Origin of the sequence: Paenibacillus sp. FSL H7-0735, assembly GCF_038008505.1 — a bacterium.
Classification (GTDB): Bacteria; Bacillota; Bacilli; order Paenibacillales; family Paenibacillaceae; genus Paenibacillus_AQ; species Paenibacillus_AQ odorifer.
On the sequence record NZ_JBBOZH010000001.1, the window covers coordinates 5,614,936 to 5,638,672 of the forward strand.

Here is a 23,737-nt window from a genome sequence, read left to right on the forward strand (position 1 = left end):
TTGGGAACTTATAGAACGTTTTTTGGTTCTTTACGGAATTCATTTGGCGTGACACCACACCACTTTTTGAAGATTTTTATAAAATAATTATCGTTCTCAAAGCCTACCTGCTGCCCAATCTCGCTAATCGTTAGCTTCGTTTCTGCAAGCAGCATTTTCCCAGCCTGAATCCGACGCTCTTGAATATAATTGGTCAACGTTTTCCCTGTCTTTTTCTTGAATAAGTCACTTATATAGCTGGCATCCATCCGGATCAACTCTGACATGGATTTGAGCGAGATGTCCTCAGCATAATGTTCTTCAATATAAGCTATAATTTTGTTCATCTCCACGTGATCTGTCGGTCCCGTTTGTTGCTTCTCCGGAAACCATTTATCGGCTTTCTTCATCTTCACCATTCGCTCCAGCTCGGCCTGAACCTTACCCATGGTCTGCTTCAAACCTTGGAGATCTAAAGATAACTTCAAAATGTAATCCGAAGCCCCAAATACGAGCGCCTGGCGGGCGTATTCAAATTCACTCAATGCGGTCAACATTACAAACCGGCATTCGAAGCCTTCCTCTCGCGCAATTTGAAGAAGCTTCACCCCATCCATCACCGGCATATTGATATCCGTCACTACCACATCAGGCTGAAGCTCACGAATCATTTGCAAGCCTACTTCTCCATTCTCCGCCTCACCTATAATTTCAAACGGGATTCCAGCCTTTAAGAATAGCTTCCGTATACTTTTAACCGCAGGTTGTTCATCATCCACAATTAACGTTCTCCACATGTGAGCTTACCTCCATCGTAAGGTTTTGAAATAAGGAATGGAAAATGGATGATCACTTCAGTTCCTGTATCCGAAGATACAATGTCCATACCTGTCCGTTGATTCTTGAACAACAGCTCTAAGCTCTCCCTAATATTCTGAACACCGATTCCTTTACGTTTCCGTGTAGCCTTATTCAGCTGTGCTCTTTCTATCCCCATGCCGTTATCTCTAACCTGCAGGTACAGCTGTTGTCCAGTCACCTTAGCGGAGATATCAATTCTCCCTTGTTTTACTGACTGACCGAAGCCGTGAATCAAGCTATTTTCAATTAAGGGCTGCAGACAAAATTTAGGGATTAACGCGTATTGCAGCTCCTCGTTGATATCATATTGAATTTCAATCCCATGTCCAAAACGTTGCCGCTGTATCTCCATGTAAGATTCTATTAGTACGATTTCATCCTTTAACAGGATCAAATCCACTTCAGTATTTAAGGTTGTCTCCAATATTTTTCCTAGTGCAACACAAATTCCATAAATTTCATCATCATCTTTATCTAAGGCAATGCTCTTTATCGTATTCAATGTATTTAGTAGAAAATGCGGGTTCATCTGCGAAAGTAATACCTGAAATCGAACGAATTGCTTCTGTTTTTCTTCAAGCTGAAGACGCTGCAACAGCTCATTTAAATCATGAATCATTATATTGAAACTCTGAGTCAGGGCAAGAATCTCTCCCCGCCCTTGCTCGGGTAATTTCATTTTGAGATTCGTCTTAGCGGTCATTTCCATCTTCTTCTGTAGCTTCTTAAGCGGTACTGTAATCGTCGATGATATGAAATAAGTTAATAGAACAAATAGCAGCAGAATGATTCCAAATCCACCAAAAAACCGTCGTTTCTGCTTGTCTACTTCAAGAAAAAGCTGTGCTAGCTGCACCTTTTTAACAACATAGCCATTTAACTCCTCGATGTAGCTGTAGGTGTATAAGCTTTCCTCCTTCGGGTTGACAATGGATGCAGCACGCCCCGTCTGCCGCTGGTTGGCACTCTTCACAATACTCTGCGCAATATCAGAGGAAAAAGCCTCATCCTTAAGGGGATTAAGCATCACTCCCCCCAAGGCATCGAGTAGAAATAAAGCCCCTTCCTGTTTACTCCCTAACGTTGATCTAGTAAACCACTCCTCATAATCGATACTTAATCTTGCATAGGCATAAATATTCAAATCATTATCACGCATAACCTCATAGAGACTAAGCATTTTCTTACTTGTTGTACTTTCCCGGACCACATTATTCTTGTCATTCGGATTCCATATATATCGATTCGTTCCTTCTCGCTTCAATGCTTGAACCCAATCCTCCGATTGGATTTCGTCGTAGCTCAAAGTTTCCTTTGGCATAAAGGAAGTGTATGCGTTTCCATGAAGGTCGATTAAAGTATAATACACCGTCGCTCCACTCATGAAGAATGTATTTTCAATCGCTCCAAACTTGTTTTCAACGAGTTTTTTTCTCGTGATTTCATCAGATTGCTCGGGATTCTTCATTATCGATAAAATCGTCGTATCTTGTTCGAGTAATGACCCTGTTTTCATCACGAGACTCATGAGATCAACAAAACCATTCTTAATACCAATAAGCTGCTCTATGTTCTTCGTTTCCGCATTATCCTGCAGCATTCGTTCTGTCTCTTTAAAGTTATATAGAACGAGTATGGCAATGGGTGTTAGTACCAACAGCAAGAAAGCTAACAAAATCCGATTCTTAAAGGTACTTGGCGTAAGTTTCAAATATAATCGCTTCACGAGGACTCCCCTCACTTTGTATGTGCTTACAATCCTTCCCCCTATTGTAATCTGCTCCTGCTCAAAAAAATAGAGCCGGGATATTCTCCCGGCTCTACCTATTTTTTACTCGTCGATCTTCAGTACTGCCATAAACGCTTCTTGTGGTACTTCTACACTACCCACTTGCTTCATGCGTTTCTTACCTTCTTTTTGCTTCTCAAGCAGCTTCCGTTTACGGGAAATATCACCGCCGTAACATTTAGCAAGTACGTTTTTGCGCATCGCCTTAACGGTTTCACGCGCAACTACCTTCGTACCCACAGAGGCTTGAATTGGCACTTCGAACATTTGACGAGGGATAATCCCACGTAATTTCTCACAAATGATACGTCCGCGGTTGTAGGCACGATCGCGGTGAACGATAAAGGACAAGGCATCGACCTGCTCATTGTTAAGCAAGATATCCATCTTGACCAGATTCGAACGACGGTATCCGCAAATTTCATAGTCGTAAGAAGCATATCCTTTCGTACCGGATTTCAACTGATCAAAGAAATCATAAACGATCTCTGACAGCGGAATCTCGTACGTAATCGTTACACGATTAGTATCTAGATATTCCATATTTACGAACTCGCCGCGTTTGTTCTGGCACAGCTCCATTACAGTACCCACGAAGTCGTTAGGCACAATGATCGCTGCTTTAACATACGGCTCTTCAATGTAGTCAATCGTACCGATCTCCGGATAATGTGACGGGTTGTCGATTTGGATCATTTCGCCATTGGTCAGCATAATTCGGTAAATAACACTCGGCGCTGTTGTGATTAGCGGCAGATTGAACTCGCGCTCAATCCGCTCTTGAATGATCTCCATATGCAAGAGTCCAAGGAAACCGCAACGGAAACCAAATCCAAGCGCGCTTGAGCTTTCCGGCTCAAAGCTTAGCGAAGCATCATTTAGCTGGAGTTTCTCCAAAGCCTCACGAAGATCGTTATAATCGGAGGTCTCAATCGGATACAACCCGCAATATACCATCGGGTTGATCTTACGGTAACCCGGAAGCGGCTCAGCAGTAGGATTCTTTGCGTCAGTGACAGTATCACCGACACGGGTATCTCCAACATGCTTGATCCCAGCTACGATAAAGCCAACATCACCGATGTTCAATTCATCGACAATGGTCATACGCGGCATAAATGCGCCAACTTCAATGACCTCGAAGGTCTTCTCAGTTGCCATCATCTTAATCTTCGAACCCGCACGGATCTTCCCGTCCATTACGCGCACATAGACGATAACGCCTTTGTAAGGATCGTAGTGAGAGTCAAAGATCAATGCTTTAAGCGGCTCTTCTGAATTACCGGATGGCGCAGGAACCTGCTTCACCACCTGCTCCAGAATTTCCTTGATTCCGATACCGGCTTTGGCAGATGCCATAACCGCTTCACTGGTATCCAGCCCGATAACATCCTCAATCTCCTGCTTTACCCGGTCAGGGTCAGCGTTTGGCAAATCAATTTTGTTGAGCACAGGTAGGATTTCCAAGTTGTTATCCAGTGCTAAATACACATTGGCCAGCGTCTGTGCTTCAATTCCTTGAGCCGCATCCACGACCAGCAGTGCGCCTTCACATGCTGCAAGACTGCGGGAAACTTCATAGGTGAAATCGACGTGCCCCGGTGTATCAATCAAGTTGAGATAATACTCTACACCATCGTCTGCACGATAGGTTAAACGCACGGCTTGCAGCTTTATTGTGATACCACGTTCGCGCTCCAGATCCATCTGATCGAGTACCTGTTCCTGCATTTCACGCGTGGTTAGTGCCCCCGTGTATTCCAAAATGCGGTCAGCTAGTGTCGATTTACCATGGTCTATATGTGCAATAATCGAGAAATTGCGAATTTGTTGTTGTCTTTTCTGAACGTCAGTCATTCCTTACCCCCACAGACAGCCTGATATTAATCCACTTATTATAACAGTACAAGCTTACTCCATCAATCCCGCGCTGGCCCAAAACAAAAGAAACAGCTATACACGATCCCGTGAAATAACCGTTTCTTCTAAATTTGCTGTTAATTTTCTGCTGAAGCGAACAATGAAACTACCCAGCGGATTCCCTTCTGGGAAGCCTGCTGCAAGAGACCTGCCGTCTTATCTGCCAGAACATCGACTGTAGGCTTTTGCTCCTCAGGAATTAGAATTTGCTCCGGAGATTTCGTACTATAATCATCCACAACTTGCTGAGGAGGATCTGCGGCTGGCGTTGTATTGCTATTTTGAGGCAAAGGAGAAACAGCCGTATATGCACCTGTGACAGGATCGATTACCATTGGCACATATACATAAGTCTGCCCACCCTGTGTCACACCATTCTTTTGCAGTTGTGGCTGTGGCTGCATGCCTGTTACTTGACTGGTCTGCGTAGTCGGGCTGGCATTCCAGCCGGGTAGAATCTTAGAGACTGTTGACCCACCGCTTCCGCCGAACTGCATCCCTAAGAGGATGCCAATCCCTGCCCAAATCCCAACCATAACCAGTTTTTTTCCGAAACGCGACATGTACACCACTCCTTTTTGATCCTTGGTAATTTATTTTACGAAGCTCCGTTTGATTTCTTTGGTGTTGTAGTGGGATTCGCCACTTTTTCAGGTGCGTTCACCTTCTGAGCGTCATGACTGCTCCAGTACACATCAGCGATAGCATCTGCCAAAATATCAGCCGTCCGCTTTAATTCCTCAGCCGAGTTATCAATTCCGCCCACTTCAATCAAAACACTATTGGGAGACAGGGTCTGATTGTACTCTCCGTTGTTGCCTTTACCCGCAGCTTTTCCCCATATCCCACGAGATATTCCCGGGTAATTCTTTTCAAGCTGTTGATGAATCTTATTGGCAAACTCTTCGTTCTTCTTCCAGTCTTTATTTGCATGTCCAATGATAAAATAGACCTGTGCATAGCTTTTCCCGTCAATAACAGCTGTTGTTTTGCTATGACGCTGCGAATCACGGTGAATGTCGATAAAACTATCCATTTCCTCATTTGCGCTGAGTGCTGATTTAACCAAGATCCGGGAATATTTATAGGAAAAGTTCCAGTTATAGTCGGTGACTTTGGTCGGAAAATCTTCTTTGGCATGAACCGTACCAATCCCGAGCTGTTCCAGTCTTTTCGTAATATATGATCCTACCAGCATTACATTTTTAGTTGAAACTCCGGAGCTGGGATTTTCATTTGCTGCCCCTAACAGAGGATTGTAGGCTTCTCTAGGATGTGAATGATAGATTAGAATCCGTTTGATCGAGGTATCCTTAGTGCTGTCTGTGCCGCTTTGCGGATTACTCTTATCCGTCCCTTCCTCCGCCGCTGATGGATCAGGAGATGGTGCAACCGTCGCTTCAGGCTGCTGTGTTGTAACATCTTCTTGCTTGTCCCCTTCGTCCGGAACAGAAGTTTCCGCATCTCCACTACCCTCAGCCAGCTCATCAGTCCCAGGATGATAATCCACTGGTGCTCCTGTAGATCCACCTGAACCTTTCCGCAAAAGAAATGGATCATCCGCCGCCATCCCCGGCACTTCACGAGAGACTAGACTCTTAGGGTCACCTGGATTCACGCTGGTCAGCAACTGAAATACGAAAGAAGTTACCTTTTCACCTGAAAAAGCGGATGGCTCTTTACCCTGCGGTAAATGCGGCACCTCCATCCCCAGCAGCTCCATGAAAAAACCACTAGACAGGGAGGCGGCAAGCCCCTTCATTGAAGGAATGGGTGAAGAGCTAAGCTTCTGTCCGGCCAATCCACCGGCTCCAAGCAGCATAAAAAATACTAGTGAACCTCCGGCCAACAGCAGCATCGTTCTCCCCAGCGATAAAACATCCAGCATTTTTCCCCTTAAACGGCCGATGTTCCAAAGCTGAAACCATTTTTTATTCATTGTAGTTATGTCCTCCTCCAGCCCTCTGTAATCTCTTATACTCCAAATCTATGAGTGCAAGAGCAATACTAGAACCGAAAATGAGAGAATAGACATAAAGCCCGTACAGGATACCTTAATTCAGCATCCCGCCGGGCTTAACAAACCATAATTCAGTTAGTGGGTATACGCGCCAACATTCTCAGGATCAACCGCATCATGTAAAGCCGCATTCAAACCACTGGCCACGATATTCGCGATCCCTTCAATAAATTCATCGATTTCCTTGGGAGTGACGATCAAATCGTGCCCCAGGGGTTCAAGCACTTCCTTCACTAATGACAAGCGTTCCTGCTCAGAGATATCGTCCAGCATTCCCATGATTTCCTTAGTATGGTTTGCTCCTTGCCCGAAGTGATTTTTCATCATCTCCAGCACATTATTCACAATAGTTGATGCATAGCAGACAGTGGGCACTCCGATTGCGATACAAGGAACACCCAGAATTTCTTGGGTCAATCCACGTCGCTTGTTGCCAATCCCCGAACCGGGATGGATCCCAATGTCGGCAATTTGAATCGTCGTATTGATACGCTCCAGTGACCGGGATGCCAACGCATCTATGGCGATAATAAGCTCAGGTTTCGTGCGATCCACGATTCCCTGCACGACCTCACTCGACTCAATTCCAGTCAGCCCAAGCACTCCAGGAGCAATAGCGCTCACCTTACGATAACCAGGGGAGATCTGATCCGGAACCAGCTCATAGAACTGCCGTGTAATGAGTGAGTTCTCCACCACTAAAGGACCCAGTGAATCCGGTGTAACATTCCAGTTACCAAGACCAACAATCAACACAGATGCATCCTTGCCAATCCCAATTCTGATCAAAAAGTCCTCAAATTCGCGGGCAAAAACTTCTGCCACCTTTTGCTGCAAGCCTGTATCTCCGCCACGCAGAGCGGGTACCTCAAGGGTTACATAGTTGCCAATTGCGCGTCCTATTGCCTGTGATCCGGCAGCATTAGCTACACCAAGACGGGTCACTTTAATCCCATCAGACTCTTCCACTTCTTCGTTCACACCAGGGATTGGCGTTCGTTGTGGGCCTTGAGCCATTTCCTTTGCCTCTAACGCCAAATCGGTGCGCACAGAATATAGCTGCAGATCCGGTTCCATTGTGTACCAGCCTCCTAAAAGTTTTGTAAGCATACACTTCCATGAGTTCATCCTCATTTGGCAAGCTTCTGCCTATGCTCTTTTGTCGATAGTGTGCGAGAGAAAGCCAATGTTTATGCAGGATAAGGAGGTTTAATTTGAAAGCTTTAAGTATTGCTTTTTGCTACCGGTCATGCTAAACTATTTTAAGTTGTGAATCATTTGATAATGATTTCGAATGTCTTACAGGAGGTGAATGCAATGCCAAATATTAAATCCGCGGTTAAACGCGTAAACACGAACGAAAAACGCCGTGCACTGAATGCTTCCCAAAAATCCGCGCTTCGTACAGCTGTGAAAACTGCTGATGTAGCTCTGACTGGTACGGAAGTAGAAACTGCTCAAGCTGCTTTCCTAGCTGCTTCCAAAAAGCTGGACAAGGCCGTAAGTAAAGGTCTGGTTCATAAAAATGCGGCTGCCCGCAAAAAATCCCGCTTGGCGAAGAAATTGAACGCTCTTACGGCTCAAGCCTAAGACGACATTCATAATGAGCAATTGAAGAACCTGACCGCTATGCTTCATACGGTTAGGTTTTTTTGTGTCTATTAATTAATAATAAGTAGTGTTAGTTACTTTTAAGAGATGTGTGTTAAATGAAAGAAGACCACCTTAGAGAGGCGGTCTTCTTTCATTTATTTTTTCTCTTTTTTCATTTCATAATAGTTACCATCCCATAAGAAAATCATCGTTTGATCGTCTTTAACAATAAAACTGCTGCCGGGATTCGTCCAATTATTTATAGATACCGTCTTAACCGATTCCGTTTCGATCCCAAGGTCACTTAATTCATTTCTGTATTCGTTAAAAAAGTCATCCTTAGTGATGTTCTCTTCCTTATATTCAGGGCTCATAATTTCATCTTTATCAAAAGATGCTTTTTCTATCGAATAAGTTACTCGCATTCCAATAAGCTTTTCATCCTCCGCTGCCGAGACAGGTGTAGAACCTACTATACTTTGTACACTCCATTCACCAAAATAAGAAGGTGCATCTGCAGAGGTATTCGTATTCGTATTCGTATTCGCAGGCGACTCAGAGGCAGATCCTGACGATGAATTAGTATCCGTTTTGCCACAGGAACTAATTAGTAGAACGAGTAAAAGCAGTGCCGAATATTGAAATATTCTTTTCATAGTCAGATCATCTCCAATACTTTTTCCCTTCTTAGCTCAGACACCTAAACGCAGCATGAACAGCTCCAGCCCTAGCACTTTGTCTATAGCCCCTGTTTTCATTTTATAATCCAGATCCGCCAATGCACTTAAGATTTGCCGCAATCGTTCACTGGAGAACTTATGGGCCTGCTCCCCAGCAAGCTTAACCGCATAAGGATGCAATCCGATCTGTGACGCAATCTGTCCCTGCGAATAACTATGTGCTGATAAATCCTTAACCTGCAAAATAATGCGGAACTGCCGCGCAACCAGCGCTGCGATCTTGATCGGTTCCTCACGCTGCTTCAGCAGCTCATATAATGTATCAAGCGCCTTATCAAGACGCAGATTAGCGATATCCTCAACAAGCGTAAACACATTTTGTTCTGTTCCACGATGTACCAGACTCTCTACGGCCCCCGCATCCACAGTGCCGCCCTTACCAGCGAATAAACAAAGCTTGTCCATCTCTGCAGATAAACCTTGCAAGCCGGTGCCTGCATTCGTTATAAGAATTTCTGCAGTGCCAGGTGCCATTACACAACCACGCTCACGAATTCCTTTTTCCACCCAGCGCAGCAGCTCTTCTGCTCCCAGCGGATTAAAGGCTAATACTGTGCCCACTGATTTGACAGTCTTCACAATTTTTTTACGCTCATCCAGCTTATCATTATTCACCATAAAGACGATCACACTGAAGTCTACAGGATGCTGCAAATAGTCACTTAAAAGATCTATACGATGCTCCAGTTTGGCATTTTCTTTGCCCGCTGTAAATAACGAGGCATCCCGCACCAGCAATAGTTTACGTTCTACCATAAATGGCACAGTCTCCGCTTCTTCTACCACAGCCTGCACCGGCGTCTCAGAGAGATCAAAGGGAATAACTGCGAAATCACGATCCTCTTTAGCAATCAGCTGTTCTTCCAGCAGTGCCGTGAATTCATTCATTCGAAATTTCTCACTGCCATATAAAACATACAACGGTGAGATCTTCCCTTGTTTGATTTCTTTTATCGCCGTTTTGGCATCCATCCCGCCACTTCCTTTTCCATTCATCTAGCCCATTTTGTCCAGAGTTCTATTGTAGCAAAAAAAACTACAAAAATGCATGCAAAAACGGAGAAACTCTGGCAGCCATGGCCAAAGCCTCTCCGTTTAAGCGGCGCATCTATATAAACGACGGAGTGCGAAGCTCTAGAAACTCCACATCCGGCGGTCATACCGATGTTCTGCAAAACCTATACTTTCTAGTTCCTGTCCTGTTGATATAGTATATTCAGAAACTTCGAAAAAAGTTCCAACCCCACTTTAATTTGTTGAAGATGAGGTTGGAGTGTTCGTTGGGGTCGCTCCAGGGGATGCAGCCGGACTTGAAGAAGCAGTAGCTGCTTCCTGTACAGTGAACACCTTGGTTACATTCACACCATCTTTTTCAGTCACGTACGTAAACTTCGAGCTGTCCGCGGACCATTCACCAGAAATCCAATTTCCTTCGAGCGGATAAGAGTTTACGGCTAACCGTTCTTCCGCTGAGCCCTCTGGCGACTTCTTATAAATTACAAGCTGCAACCCAACAAATTCTATAGCATACTGACCATCAGGAGAAGTCCAAGTCTGCACATTAGGATCTTCAGAACTGCTTAAGCTCATAACTTCCCGTCCGTAGTCATAAGGAATCTTTAAAGAATCCTCCATCAGCGGAGCAGAATCGGCTGCGCTGTCTGAATTCATATCAGCAGTTTGCTCCTTATTATCCACCTTTAGCTGATTGCTACTGGCGTTGCTAGAATCTGAATTTTGAGATTTCGTGGCGACATCCTGCCTTGGCGGAGCAATCTTCTCTGTCGGTTTAGGATCTGCGCTTTGAGGCGGTTCAGTGATCGACCGCCCTCCAGCTCCCGCTCCCGCATCAGCTGCATCCGCCGGTGCACTTGGCATCGAGGCAGGGTCCACTGGTCCCGTCGCTCTATCTAAAGCGGCGTTATCTTCGTTCATCTCCGGTGCATCCGTCTTAAACTGCGCAGCGCCCTCGTTCTCTCCACCAGCGGCAGGAGAAGCTCCATCAGAGTTAGCAGTAATAGAAGCTTGCGATTCCATTGCTGTATCCTTAGTATCATCGCTGGCTGTTTTAGCACTATCCTGCATCCTTTGTTCTACTTCTGCCCCAGGCATTTTATCGGGCATATTAAATATTGCGATCCCTAATAGAACGGCAGCTGCAATAGCTCCAATGCCTGTCCGTGTTGCTATAGAGGTTCCCTTGGCAGGTTTACCGCGGGAGCTTTCACGTGAAAATGGGACAACAACCGGCTCCTCAGATCTCACAGCACTTTGTTCACGACTGCTTCGATCCAATTCTGCAAGCTGAGGTAAAATAGAGTCAACCAGACTAAACGGGGGTTTCACGTCTGGCAACTGCTCCAATTCATTGGAGAGAAGTGTCAGGCGCTCAAAGACTTCCGCGCAGGAAGGACAATTATCGATATGACGGAACATTTCAATAATCTCATCTTGACTCAAATCTTTGTCTAAATAGCGGTGCATCCATTCCATCACCTCCGCGCATTTCATCCCGATACACCACCTTTCTGGTACTCCTGAAGTCTATTCTGCAGTTGCTGTCTAGCCCGAAATAAGTATGATTTCACTGTATTCAAGGGCAAATCCAGACAATCTGCAATCTCGTTGTAAGAAAAATCCTGTAAATAGCGCAGGACGATGACTGTCCGATGATGCTCGGGCAATTGATCAATTGCTTCACGTATATCCTCAGCTAAATAAGAGGATAGAACCTCACGTTCCACATTGTGTTTATCCTGAAACACCATTTCATGTTCATCAATAGAAACTGTAGGTTTAGTTCTTCTGAATTTATCAATGCAAATGTTAGTGACGATTCGCTGAACCCACGTTTTGAACTGGGCCTTCTCCTCATATGAGCCGATTTTTGTATAAACCCGGATCAAGGCTTCCTGAGATGCATCTAACGCATCTTGTTCATTATGCAAAATGTAGAAGGCCGTTTTATATACATGTCCTTCAATTTCTCGCAATAGGGTGATTAGAGCGTCGCGATCGCCCGCTTGAGCGGCTCTGATGAGTCCCTGCTCCACCACGAAGGTTCCCCCTCTCTATGCAATCTTACTGACGCGCAAGACTGCGAATTTGTTGCAACCGTGTAATTAATATTTTTAGAATACCAAACTTTTCTTAGAACGTCATGTTAAGCCAGCCGTTACAACGCGTTATCCCGCATTGCACAGCCAATAATTCCTACTAAGCATACAGGGGAAACAACAATCATTCAAATACTCTTTTTCACTATCTTAGTAACAAAAATGACATCAAAAGAAACGGCCTATCCCCTTGTCGGAAATGAAGCCGTCTGTCTTAAATATTACCCTCCGGAATCGGGCAAGAAACTCTATTTATAGAGCGCAATTTTGCAGAGCATGAAGACCGCGTAGTTTTCCCTAGTCTCATCATCCACCACATAGGCTTCTCCATTCTCAAATAATTGAGGGTTATTGTAATTGCGCTCTAATCTGTAGATCTGCCCTTCCGTCACCTTACAACCATGGAATGCCGACTCAATTTCTACGTACTCAGCATCATCTTCATCCGCTGCTTGATACAGCTTTTTGTCATTATAAGCAGGCATATACTCACTCCCGGCTGGATAATAGATCCTGACGTTCAGTCCATGTATCACTACTCTTCTATTATATAGTTTATTATCTTTATCCCGATTCTATACTTTCTAAAAAGCATAGAATAAAAGGAATATGGACAGCTCAAAGAAAATCAACATAAAAAGGCTGCATGGCCAACATCTGTCAGCCACACAGCCTATAAATAAAAACGCGAATCTGGATTTCAATCTTCGTTCGAACTATACATTAAATCCCTTTTATCTCTTTAAACTTCGCCACATATTGGGCAGCAAGATCGGTAATCTGATCGTATCGGCCATTCTTCGCCGGTGCAGTCAAATTCCCCCCAATGCCCACAGCCATGCAGCCGTTTGCAATCCACTTCTCCATATTGTTCAAATCCACGCCACCGGTCGGCATAATATTCACATGTGGCATAGGACCTTTAACCGCTTTTACATAATCCGGACCGAAAGCACTGCCAGGGAACAGTTTAAGCACATCCACGCCGTACTTCAACGCTTCCTTCATTTCATTTAATGTCATGCAACCAGGCATATAGGGAATGCCGTAAAGATTACACATCTTAGCTGTCTCCACTTCAAAAGAGGGACTAACGACAAACTCTGAACCTGCAAGAATGGCTATTCTAGCTGTTAATGGGTCCAAGACAGTTCCGGCGCCAATCACCGCACGACTCCCGTACTCTGCAACCAATCTCTTAATCGCCACGTCCGCGTCTGGTGTAGTAAAAGTTACCTCAATATTATTTAGACCGCCTTCTATACAAGCAACGGACATCTTAAAAGCTTCCTCAGCACTTTCTGCTCGAATAACCGCTACAACCCCGACGGATGCCACATTCTGTAATACTTTCATTTTCTTCATCAGTAGACTCCCTTTCTCTTGGACGATCATAGATAAACAGGAAATACTTTTTTAGATAAACTATTTTATTAAATTTACTAATTATTGCGTTTTGTTCTATAAGGAAATAGTAATAACAATACGATTAACAGTCAATACATTTTTATTACATCAGAGGGAAATAAGTAATAAAATCTAAGAAAAACCTTTATAAAACAAGGGTTTATGGAAACATTATTTTCTTTTTACGAAAAAAGTTTTTTGGTTAACAATCATTATTTTATTGTACAAAACCGATTTATGTGATAATTTCAAATTACAAATCATTATACTGGGATAAAATCATTACCCTAGGAGGAACTAAAAATGAGTAAACAGCTGGATGCCGTCACTTTCGGGGAGCCGATGGCGATGTTTTATGCGAATGAGGCCGGTCCTCTGCATGAAGTATTTTCGTTCTCCAAAGCATTAGCAGGTGCAGAAAGCAACGTGGCTACAGGCTTGTCGCGTTTGAATCATCCTACAGGTTATGTTACGAAGCTTGGCGAAGATAACTTTGGCACATTCATTGCTCAGGCGATGAAGAATGAGAACATTAATACGGACAATATTACTTTTACTAAAGAGTATTCAACAGGTATGCTTATCAAATCGAAAGTGGTTACCGGCGATCCAAAGGTCGAATACTTCCGCAAAAACTCCGCAGCCTCCACGCTTAGTCTGGAGGATTTTGACGAGGCCTACTTCAATTCCGCAGGACATCTGCATGTTACAAGTATCTCCGCCGCTTTGTCCAAGAACTGTCTTGAATTTTCTATTCACGCTATGGAATTTATGAAGAGTAAAGGAAAGACGATCTCTCTGGATCCTAATCTGCGTCCTAGCTTATGGCCGGATACAGAAACAATGGTGAGTACCATTAATGATCTGGCTACACGCTGCGACTGGTTCCTGCCGGGGCTCGGTGAAGGTAAAATCCTTACCGGACTGAGCACACCCGAAGAGATTGCTGACTATTACCTGGAGCGTGGCGTAAGCTTAGTCGTCATCAAGCTTGGCCCTGAAGGCGCTTACTATAAATCCTCTGCTGGGGAAGGTTACGTGGACGGATTCAAGGTGGAGCAGGTTGTTGATACGGTGGGTGCAGGTGATGGATTTGCGGTTGGCGTAATCAGTGCGATGCTGGAAAAGCTTCCGATTGCTGAGGCCGTCAAACGCGGCAATGCGATCGGTGCGTTAGCCGTCATGTCGCCAGGCGATATGGACGGACTTCCCACCCGTGAGGAACTTGCGAAGTTTATGCAACAAGAAGTCTAATAATCGCAAAAGAGCAGCGATTCTCCGTTATTGGAGGAGCGCTGCTCTGCTTTTTGGGTCGCTGATTGGCTGCTATGGCTATGCTATTGCTATTGCTACTGCTATGCTATTGCTATGCTATTGCTATGCTTCAGCAGTGTAATCACGTACCCCTGGGGCTTTCGGACCCAGAAGACGCTATTTGCGATTTTTTTACCTTTGCGGCGTAGTTTCGGACTCCAGTGACGCTATTCCTTATGAAAAAGGGCATTTAGCATGTTTTCCATGCCGATAACTGCGATGGGGTCCGATAGTACTCCAAATATGGGATTATACTGCTTATAAGATCAGCTGAGTCCGATAGCGACTTCCTGCGCGAAAATATTACTCAATCAAACCCAAGTTTAGTGTTTAGATAAAGTTAGGTCCAATAAAAGGGGGAGTGCTCAACAAGCTAAGAAATAGCTGCTGGGCACTCCCCTTTTTATAGTTCGAACTTATTTGTAAGACTTCACCGACTGCCCTTGCTGCAAGGTCGGCGGGAAACGATATGTAATTGGAACAGAAGCTCCCTTATCCTCGATACAAGAGAGTATAATCTTGGCAGCCTGCATCCCCATCTCGTAAGCAGGCTGTCGGATTGTCGTAATGACCGGATTATATATTTGCGCGAATTCCGCATCATCTATCCCGATGACCGACAACTGTTCTGGAATAGAGATGGCATTTCGATTCGCATATTTCAGAATTTCCGCTAGTGTGATGTCGTTCGTAGCCAGCAACGCTGTCGGCGGCTCCGGCAGTGCTAATAAGTGTTCCAGCCCCGAAGCTAATTCCTCTTTGGATACACTGCAAATATACTCCTCACGCAGCGTTATGCCCGCTTCTTCCATCGCTTTTTTGTAGCCACTAATCCGCTCTTTCCGAGGGGTAATCGCATGCTCCCCAATTGGGAGGGACACCAGAGCAATCCGCTCATGACCTTGCTGTATTAGCTGCCCTACGCCTATCTTTGCCGCCATTTCATTGTCCAGCAATAGACTCTGCGTGGTGATTCCATCTACCAGACGATCCATAAAGACTAGCGGAAAATCAGCCTCTATCAGCCTGCTATAGGCAGACGGGTTATTCCCTGTAGGAAAAATAATCAGCCCGTCCACCTGACGTGCGATTAAGGTTTCTACATACTTGCTTTCTTTCTCCGCATTCTCATCCGCGTTGCATATGATCACTTGGATTCCGTGATGCTGCAGCTCATTCTCAATCGCCCGGATACATTGGATTGACAGCGTATAGTCAATATTGGCTACGATGATCCCGACCATATGCGTCCGATTCTGCTTCAGACTGCGCGCCAGACCATTCGGCTGATAATTAAGCTCCTCAATTACTGCCTCAATCCGGTTTTTCGTCGCTTCACTCATATATTTAAAACGTTTGTTCAAAAATTGGGAGACCGTACTTTTCGAAACTCCCGCTTTTTGAGCCACATCATCAATCGTTAACTTCTTCATCGCTTCGGCTCCACTCTTCTCAAAAGAAAATACTTTATCAAAAAGTATAGCTTTTATTTAGTGATTTATCTACTAGGGAGTATTGTTCATATAATCCATATAAAGCTTATTTTGCTGCTCTTCGGATAAAAAAGCCCAATTCTCATCCAGCCACCCCAATCCAGCTTTCGTAAGAATATCCGCTTTACGTTGTTCCCCACCCACTTTATAATCCATAATTAATGTTTCTCCCTTAATCTCTTTAAAACCAATTGCTGTAGCAGGTGTTGGAATGCTCATGGTCTCCATATCATAAAGTACGGTTTTCTCTTTGTACTTTTTATCCCCTGCATATTCTAAGTAACTAAGTACGAGTTGTCCATGCTCCTTATCAACAGCGATTAATGACTTGTATTCTAAAAGTGTATTATCGAAGGATGCAAGCGCTATTGGAACTACAGATTCTCCCGCCGCTGCTTTTTTAACATTAAGCATTGAAAATTTAACATCCTCATACATTCCTACACCAAGAGTCATTTTGAAGGAAATTAACAGGACGTAATCGCCTGCTCCAAAAAATCCACTCAAATATTGATACGTACTTGCCCCTCCCCCATAAAGAGGAAAAGTATAAATCCTAGTAGCCGAAGAAGCCGATAGCTCCGTCTGGTCCTTAGAGCTCAGGTAAAGAGTGAACGGTTCTGTAGGATGTGTGTACTTTGGCTTCTTGTAGTCAACCATCGGGGGTGGCGGCGACCAAAGAATTCCCGCTGTTGTCTCAACGGCATACGCTTTGCTCTTATCTCTGTTCATTGGCAAAGGCATGTAGTATTTCTTACCGCTAATCTCAAATTCTACTGGACTTGTCGGAGGCTCTAACGCTTTATCATTAGTTGCAGAACTAGAAGAAGGCAGTATGCCTGCGCCTTGTGACTGAACGGATGGCGAATGGATTGGCCCTGTGTTTTTCCATACACCCATAGGCAAGGTAAGCGCACCTATCAACAAAACCGTAGCCAGACTGGTTAGAAGCACATTTTTATTCATCCAATAACGTTTGTAACCTGAACTTTTATTCACAGCAGCCTGTTCGATCCGCATCATTAACTCAGGCGTGAAACCATCTTCAATGAAAGGTCTTTTGCCTGCTTCCGCATACCAATCCGTCTGCCCGATCATCACTGGATTACTATCATCCGCGTTGCGTTTCATTCCCTCTCCTCCTTCTGGATAGCCTCTTTAACCTTCTCTCTCGCCCGCGCGAGCCGAGATTTCACGGTTCCTTGTGCTACATTCAGCAAATCTGACATTTCGGCAATGGATAATCCATGTTGAATATCTAGCACAAGCACCTCTCTGTTCTTCTCTGGAAGGGTCATAATAATTTCCCAGATACGGTTCGCATACTGATTGCCGAGAGCTTCTTTTTCCGCAGAAGGAGCATTAACAGTAGTAGGTTGATCGCCCAAAGCTATGAATCTGCGCCAAAAGCTATTTTTGCTCCAACTGAAGGCCGTATTTCTGGTAATTGTAAGCAGCCAGGTTTTCATCGAAGATTGACCCCGGTATTTCCCAACATTCTTATACGCCTTCAAAAATACTTCTTGGCTGATATCATTTGCCTGCTCTCGACTTCTAGTTAAGAAAAAAGCATAATTCCACACATCCGAGCCATGCGCCTCCATCATTTCCCGCAAACTCATTGCGGGCGCGTACGCTGCTGTATATGGTATATCTTCGCTTAGCATGTTTCGCCTCACCCCTTGCCTAATAAGACTTTCCAAACTTGAAAAAGTTCCCTCTAAAATAAAAAAATAGGTCATTCATTAAAAAACACCACCGATGAACGTTTTAAGCGTTCACTAGTGGTGTGCGGATATTTTAAAGAGAGCTGAATTTCTCCTCCAGCCGCCGTGCAAGCTCATCGTCCGGTAACGGATTACGATGCGTATTTTCCAGATAGATATGCTTTTCAGTCTCGGGCATCAAATATTCCTTATACCATAAAAACATATCCGGACTATCCCCCTGAATCCGCAAAAATTTGCGGGCTGTTTCTACATGATCTATAGTGTTGGCAATATTGGTCAACCAATCAGCCCGATAAAAATGCTTCCACTGACCGATCTCTGCCCGTAAAAGAGCCTGCTGGCCCTCCTTATAATCCCAAACCGCATGTGAAGCTTCGATAAACGCCTCTGGAAATCGCTCTTCTTGGTAACACATATACGCCTGGCAAAGAGAGGATAACCCTCTGCACCCGCTCCAATGCAGCTCAATTTGAACTAGCAGTTGAACATGCAGCCTGTTTCGCTCTTTTTCGGGTAAAAGTTCCATCACCTCTAGGCACTGCTTTCGCAGCAGATACCAGACTAGTACAACTCGCTCAGCTCGATCCCTGAACCATCGAACCTGCTCTACAAAAGGAACATCCCCTGCGGCCCAGCGCAGACGTTCATCGCTCTCCGTCTTATTTTGCAGCCAATGCCCTATAATCTGCCTTGCCGGATGATGATAGAATTCATCGCCTGCGCGGTCGTCAGCATTAGGACCATATACTATGGTGTTTTTGAAGTAGCTTTTGTACAATTGGGCAATTCGCCCCTGTTACGCTGTGTAGAAACGGTTAACGAAGGTCTGAAGCTGTTCATCAGCATCTGCTGTTCCATCCATCCACAACTTTGCTGTCAGATCTAATGTATAGAGATGAGGCAAAATATTCCCTGAATTCACCAGCAGATATTCACTAGCCCCTGCCGCAAATGCACCCTGTAATTCCTCCACTATAAAGGACGGATCCGTAGGGAATTGTGTTAGATGATTGGAGGCCTGCAAATCGTGGAAGGTGACGTGGTAATATACCCCGTTTTTGCCTTGATCACCTGCCTCGGGTAGAGCAGGCACGCGCAGATTCAGATGGCCATGTCGTCGCGACACCATTTTGCCGTATCCGTTATCCGCCCATATTTTAATAACACCTTCTGGAACTTCGATCTTTCCCTGTTTATACAGCTCCGCAATTTCTCCGTACATCGCCATACAGCACACAGGCTGGTCCACATATTCACAGATCATATCGTATTGCTTGCGAACCACAAATGAGATCAAATCGCCCCGTTTCTCCGGAGTATCAAAAGAGGGGTCATTCTCCCAAAAAGGTTTATCGCCCTGTCCGCGGAAGGAGAGCACCCAGAGTGTTTTTTCATCTTTTTGCCGCTCGATGGCTTCTCTCCACAGCTGTTCAAACAATTCTGGATATTCTTTATAGCTAGCCTGCTTGCCCGGAAAAGCACGCAGGAACATTTGCGCGCCAAGCGGCTCCGCATGATGATGTGTGATCCACAGTCCCATATCTACCGCAAGCTGATGATGAACTCCGTCTCTCGGCAAATCCGTCCCCGGGATTACCATATTTCCACCACAGCGCAGCAGCGCTTCAAAAACAGGCTCCCATACCTCCGCCGTCGGAGGATAATCCTCCTTCCAGCCGATAAGACACACTTCATCATTCACGAACCAACCTCGGTAACGTACCTTTGGCTGAATGCTGTTGTAGTCAGAAACAGGCAGATTGATCGCATCTTTCTTAGCAGGAGGAAGCTCCGCCCAGAACCAGAAGGGATCGACACCAAGCACGTGGCGGCTGTAATGAAGCATCCCATAAATAATGCCCAATTCATCACGGCCGATAATATGCAGGACCCGATTCTCTTCACTACCTGCAAAATGCAAACAAAAACCCTCTGCCCATTCCGGGCAGCCATCATCCTGTGTTGCATAACGAATAATTACAGTAGCTGCTGCTCCTTGTAACGGAGCTTTTCCGAACACCTGCTCATGATCTCTGGCGATCATTCGCCAAGCATGTCCAATTGGATTACTACATTCCACTTGAACATCGTATACACTTTCCGCTGTGACTCTAAATTCTGCATATGTATTCACTATCGCTTCATCTCCTAATTCGCTACAAAACACGGAGGACATAAGCTTCTCACCACCGGGCTTTGAAACATAGTTTAAATAGGCATAGAGTTTACCAGAATCTTCTATCTCTATTATAAAGCGTTTACATAGATTGTGCATGCACGCGTAATAATTACTGGAGGAGGACGGCGGTTACTGGAGCTGGAGCTACTGCATTAGAGCAGTTGGTGCTAGACAGGACAACAGTTACGACAGTTACTGCATTAGAGCAGTTGGTGCTAGACAGGACAACAGTTACGACAGTTACTGCAATAGAGCAGCTGGTGCTAGAAAGGGACTACAGTTACTGCATTAGAGCAGCTGGTGCTAGAACAAATGGACTGGATCATCAGCAAGTAATCGGAATTTGGGTGGAAGTTAACATCGTTACAACGATAATATGTAACAGAGGCGCTTTGGTATGTTCATATGGAGCGTTCTATTGCACTTTGTGCAACTAAAAAAGATCTTTCCAGCTCATAAAGTGATTTAGTTGCACTTCATGCAACTATTTCTGCTCAAAATTAGAGAAATAGGCATTTTTCCAGATTCCAAGTGTACAAAGTGCAACTAAATGAAGATCCAGCTACTTTAAAGTGCGATCTATTGCACAAAGTGCAACTAAACGAGTTTTTAGGTTCTATGGTGTCTATGGGGAAGAATGCAACGGAAGGAGCTACATAGATTCTGCTATATTGATACATGATGACCTACTCTGCACTAACGCGACAGAAGGAGCTACTTGAGCTGTCTACTACCTAAATTAATTCGGATAGGAGCAACTTTGCCCGCTTACACAAACCGCAACAGTAGAAGTCCGTGTGCACTCACAAATCCCTCTTTCATACCCCAGCACTCAATCACATTACTCTACTACCTTCCTCTACTACCTTCCTTAATCCGCTCCCTCCGCCAACTTATGACGCACCATAATCCCGTCGGCCCGCACACGCATCTGAATCTCCCCCTGCTGATCCGTTCTAAAAATAGCAGCATGATTAACTTCCAAACGTTCCAATACCTCAGCTTTCGGATGACCATATAGATTATTTACTCCCGCAGAAATCACCGCAGCCGATGGATGCCAGAACTGCAGCCAAGACTCGCCTGTTGAAGTTTTGCTCCCATGGTGAGCTACTTTTAAAACGTCAATGGAAGGTCCTGCGTTAATACCCTTTTGCAGTGCTTGCTGCACAATCTCCTCCTCGGCTTCCAGATCCATATCTCCGGTAAATAGAAAATTTCTTCCGTTCATCTCTAAACGAAAAACTACAGAATCGTGGTTCTGATCCTCTAGCATTGGGATGCCATTCAGCATAGAAGCACCTGACGCTGCTCCCTCTCTATCTTGTTCCTCCGGCCATAAAAAGGACAGCTTTGTCTTATCATCCGGGGAAAGCCTCATTCCCTGATGCACGGCATACAGTTGAACATTGTTCTCCAGCGCAGTCCGCATCATCTCCATATAAGATTCACGGTCAGCGAGTGTGCCATTAAAAAGCAGTGCCGAAACCGGAATCGCCTCCATAACGGCTTGGAGTCCCCCGGCATGATCCTGATCCCCATGAGTCAAAATAATCGCGTCCAGACGGTGGATCCCACGTTTTTTAAGCAAGGGCACCAACACTTTAGCCCCTACCTCGAACGGGCTGCGGCGAATCCGCCATTCTTCTTTTTGCCCAAAATTTAACGTTCCTCCACCATCTACAAGGATATGAGCTCCTTTTGGTGTAGTGATGAGGATACTGTCGCCTTGCCCGATATCCAGATAACTAATCGTCCCTTTACCTTCCATTCTTTCTGACTGATAACCCTTGTACAGCATTAGGCCCAGTCCAACCGCAGATAGTAGAACAATCGCTCCGCTCCAACGTACAAACATAGGCGCATCCAAAAAATACTGTGCGCTCCCCGCTCCCCCAAACCCGCCGTGCTTGTTCACAGCTAAACCAATCTCAGCTAACGGCCTCGTCTCATCCTCCATATACTGCGGTGTTGCGCGGGCTTCCATTCTTAGCTTGGCAGCATACAACAGCCCGTACAACAAGACATAATACACTCCGATCCACAGCAGTGAAGGCGAGCGCCAAATCAAAACTCCACCAGCAAAACCATTGATCCATTCAACCGCATAAAAAGTAACGTTATTCAGCAGCTCCGTAATATGTGCCAAAAAAATTGCAGCATCTCCCCACAATCGTCCAAGCAGTAGCGCCAGCGTTCCTAAAGGCAATACAATAAAAGTAATAAAGGGCACAAAAACCAGATTAGCCACTAAAGACAGCAGCGAAAATTGATTAAAATAATAGATCGTCAATGGAAATGAGACCAACTGGGCAACTAGAGTCACAGAGACGGCGCTTTTAAGCCAGCGTGGCAGTGCCCTCAGCAGAGGGTCCATAAGCGGAACGTAGACCATTAATCCTAAGGTCACCAGAAATGACAACTGGAAACTGACACTGAGCAGCATGTAAGGATTCCAAATCAGCATAACCAGTGCCGCTGCAGCCAAAATATTCAGTCCATCCTTCAGCATGCCAACTCGTGCAGCGAGCAATGCAATCATACTCATTAATCCCGCACGTACGATAGACGGACCCGCACCTGTCAAAAGGACGTATATGGGAACGAGCACTAAGGTGACTGTTAGCGTGGTCTCTTTTGTCATCCGTAAGCGCCTGAATATAAATAAAAGAACACCAACATACACTGCAACATGCATGCCTGAAATGGCGAGGATATGTGTCAACCCAAGTTGTGAGAACTGCTTAAAGGTATCCGGATCGAGATCATCCTGCATCCCAATCACCAAACCCTTCATATATCCAGAGTGGCGCTCTTGAAACAGCCGATCCGTCTCTGCTCCAAGAACTGCCCGCGCTTTATCATTCCAGCGTAAGATCATTAACGGACGCCATGAATCTGGAGCCGTTGCTTGCACGTTCTCTGCCCCCTGACCCTTTAGAAGCCAGTGGATCTTCTGCGTATGTAAATAGGCTCGATAATCAAACCCTCCGTAATTCCGCGCTGTCGCTGGCTCTTCAAGTACGCCGTTTAGCGATACCTGATCCCCTCTGCGCCACTCCGCGGCAATAGCGATTTCTTGCTCGGCAAGAAGTTTGATCTGCACCATAATTAACTCCCCATGCCCCCTTTTATCTTGTTCGTCCCGCGGATCAGGCGAAGCGGCCTCTTCCTCAGTAATCAACGATAACTCTGAGAGCTTCATCGTAAAATCAACCCGGTCCCCGTCCCGTTCCACAACGGAAATAATCGTCCCCTTAGCCTCCACGGCAGTCTCATTCAACTCCGAAAATAATTTCCCCAGCACTTCAGGCAGGTGACTTACATTGCGGCCTTCATTCCATTCCCAATATCCAGCGGATATAATAATCGCCAAACAAAATACCGCCAGCTGTTTCCAGCTCATGTTCACCCAAACTCTCATACTAACCAGTAACAATAGTAATCCAGCCCACGCCAACCACAAGCCAATCCCTGAGTATAAACATGCTGCTGCACTTCCAGTCACCCAACACACTGTAAAACTTAATAAGGGTCTCTCCTTCACGTCTCCATTCTCCTCCTTTCGCAAGATAAAAAAAGAACCTCTGCATACG

At 45.1% G+C, this 23,737-nt stretch carries 18 protein-coding genes and 1 pseudogene; 2 read left to right on the forward strand and 17 right to left on the reverse strand.

The window, feature by feature from the left end; translation table 11 throughout:
* Positions 1-8 precede the first annotated feature (8 nt).
* The 6 genes from NSS82_RS25495 to gpr form a co-directional block, all read right to left on the reverse strand.
* Entirely contained in the window at positions 9-776 is a 768-nt protein-coding gene (locus NSS82_RS25495) for a response regulator transcription factor (RefSeq protein ID WP_036677509.1), read from the reverse strand.
* Positions 761-2,566, reverse strand: coding sequence for a sensor histidine kinase (locus NSS82_RS25500; RefSeq protein ID WP_235219398.1), 1,806 nt, complete (start codon positions 2,564-2,566; stop codon positions 761-763). The genes NSS82_RS25495 and NSS82_RS25500 overlap by 16 nt, the downstream gene beginning before the upstream one ends.
* Before the next feature lie 105 nt (positions 2,567-2,671).
* Positions 2,672-4,486: a translation elongation factor 4 gene (gene lepA / locus NSS82_RS25505; RefSeq protein WP_036677511.1), complete on the reverse strand. Its 1,815-nt coding sequence runs from the start codon at positions 4,484-4,486 to the stop codon at positions 2,672-2,674.
* Positions 4,487-4,626: 140 nt separating this feature from the next.
* Entirely contained in the window at positions 4,627-5,112 is a 486-nt protein-coding gene (locus tag NSS82_RS25510; protein ID WP_036677514.1) for a hypothetical protein, read from the reverse strand.
* A gap of 35 nt (positions 5,113-5,147) precedes the next feature.
* Positions 5,148-6,488, reverse strand: a complete 1,341-nt coding sequence (locus tag NSS82_RS25515) for a stage II sporulation protein P (protein ID WP_036677516.1) — start codon at positions 6,486-6,488, stop codon at positions 5,148-5,150.
* Between the two features lie 156 nt (positions 6,489-6,644).
* Entirely contained in the window at positions 6,645-7,646 is a 1,002-nt protein-coding gene (gene gpr, locus NSS82_RS25520) for a GPR endopeptidase (protein WP_036677518.1), read from the reverse strand.
* A 240-nt stretch (positions 7,647-7,886) separates the two neighbouring features.
* Here gpr and rpsT point away from each other — a divergent pair, with 240 nt between their 5' ends.
* The gene (gene rpsT, locus NSS82_RS25525; RefSeq protein WP_036677521.1) at positions 7,887-8,159 is read left to right on the forward strand and encodes a 30S ribosomal protein S20; all 273 of its coding nucleotides are present in this window, start codon (positions 7,887-7,889) and stop codon (positions 8,157-8,159) included.
* Positions 8,160-8,317: 158 nt separating this feature from the next.
* On the opposite strand, the gene NSS82_RS25530 is transcribed toward rpsT, so the two are convergent.
* From NSS82_RS25530 to NSS82_RS25555, 6 genes are all read right to left on the reverse strand, one after another.
* Complete coding sequence (locus NSS82_RS25530) at positions 8,318-8,818, reverse strand: hypothetical protein (protein ID WP_036677523.1); 501 nt, start codon at positions 8,816-8,818, stop codon at positions 8,318-8,320.
* Positions 8,819-8,854: 36 nt separating this feature from the next.
* The gene (gene holA, locus NSS82_RS25535) at positions 8,855-9,874 is read right to left on the reverse strand and encodes a DNA polymerase III subunit delta (RefSeq protein ID WP_036677525.1); all 1,020 of its coding nucleotides are present in this window, start codon (positions 9,872-9,874) and stop codon (positions 8,855-8,857) included.
* Positions 9,875-10,150: 276 nt separating this feature from the next.
* Positions 10,151-11,413 (reverse strand): anti-sigma factor family protein, encoded by a 1,263-nt coding sequence (locus NSS82_RS25540; protein ID WP_076272405.1) that lies wholly within the window; start codon positions 11,411-11,413, stop codon positions 10,151-10,153.
* Positions 11,410-11,958, reverse strand: coding sequence for an RNA polymerase sigma factor (locus tag NSS82_RS25545; RefSeq protein WP_036677530.1), 549 nt, complete (start codon positions 11,956-11,958; stop codon positions 11,410-11,412). Before NSS82_RS25545 ends, NSS82_RS25540 begins: the two co-directional genes overlap by 4 nt.
* Before the next feature lie 308 nt (positions 11,959-12,266).
* On the reverse strand, positions 12,267-12,503 hold the full coding sequence (locus NSS82_RS25550) for a hypothetical protein (protein ID WP_038572950.1): 237 nt from the start codon (positions 12,501-12,503) through the stop codon (positions 12,267-12,269).
* Between the two features lie 238 nt (positions 12,504-12,741).
* Positions 12,742-13,383: a bifunctional 2-keto-4-hydroxyglutarate aldolase/2-keto-3-deoxy-6-phosphogluconate aldolase gene (locus tag NSS82_RS25555; protein WP_036677536.1), complete on the reverse strand. Its 642-nt coding sequence runs from the start codon at positions 13,381-13,383 to the stop codon at positions 12,742-12,744.
* Between the two features lie 345 nt (positions 13,384-13,728).
* Here NSS82_RS25555 and NSS82_RS25560 point away from each other — a divergent pair, with 345 nt between their 5' ends.
* Complete coding sequence (locus NSS82_RS25560; RefSeq protein ID WP_036677538.1) at positions 13,729-14,679, forward strand: sugar kinase; 951 nt, start codon at positions 13,729-13,731, stop codon at positions 14,677-14,679.
* 476 nt (positions 14,680-15,155) lie between these two features.
* Here the strand turns inward: NSS82_RS25560 and NSS82_RS25565 are convergent, their stop codons facing one another.
* The 5 genes and pseudogenes from NSS82_RS25565 to NSS82_RS25585 all read right to left on the reverse strand — a co-directional run bounded on the left by NSS82_RS25565 (position 15,156) and on the right by NSS82_RS25585 (position 23,688).
* Complete coding sequence (locus NSS82_RS25565) at positions 15,156-16,172, reverse strand: LacI family DNA-binding transcriptional regulator (RefSeq protein ID WP_036677540.1); 1,017 nt, start codon at positions 16,170-16,172, stop codon at positions 15,156-15,158.
* A 72-nt stretch (positions 16,173-16,244) separates the two neighbouring features.
* A complete protein-coding gene (locus NSS82_RS25570; protein ID WP_076272404.1) occupies positions 16,245-17,363 on the reverse strand; it encodes a hypothetical protein in 1,119 nt (372 codons plus the stop codon).
* Positions 17,360-17,854 (reverse strand): RNA polymerase sigma factor, encoded by a 495-nt coding sequence (locus tag NSS82_RS25575; RefSeq protein ID WP_326058533.1) that lies wholly within the window; start codon positions 17,852-17,854, stop codon positions 17,360-17,362. Before NSS82_RS25575 ends, NSS82_RS25570 begins: the two co-directional genes overlap by 4 nt.
* A 178-nt stretch (positions 17,855-18,032) precedes the next feature.
* Positions 18,033-20,138 (reverse strand): annotated as a pseudogene (locus NSS82_RS25580) (glycosyl hydrolase 115 family protein).
* An 874-nt stretch (positions 20,139-21,012) separates the two neighbouring features.
* The gene (locus NSS82_RS25585) at positions 21,013-23,688 is read right to left on the reverse strand and encodes a ComEC/Rec2 family competence protein (protein WP_076272403.1); all 2,676 of its coding nucleotides are present in this window, start codon (positions 23,686-23,688) and stop codon (positions 21,013-21,015) included.
* Between the last annotated feature and the right edge of the window lie 49 nt (positions 23,689-23,737).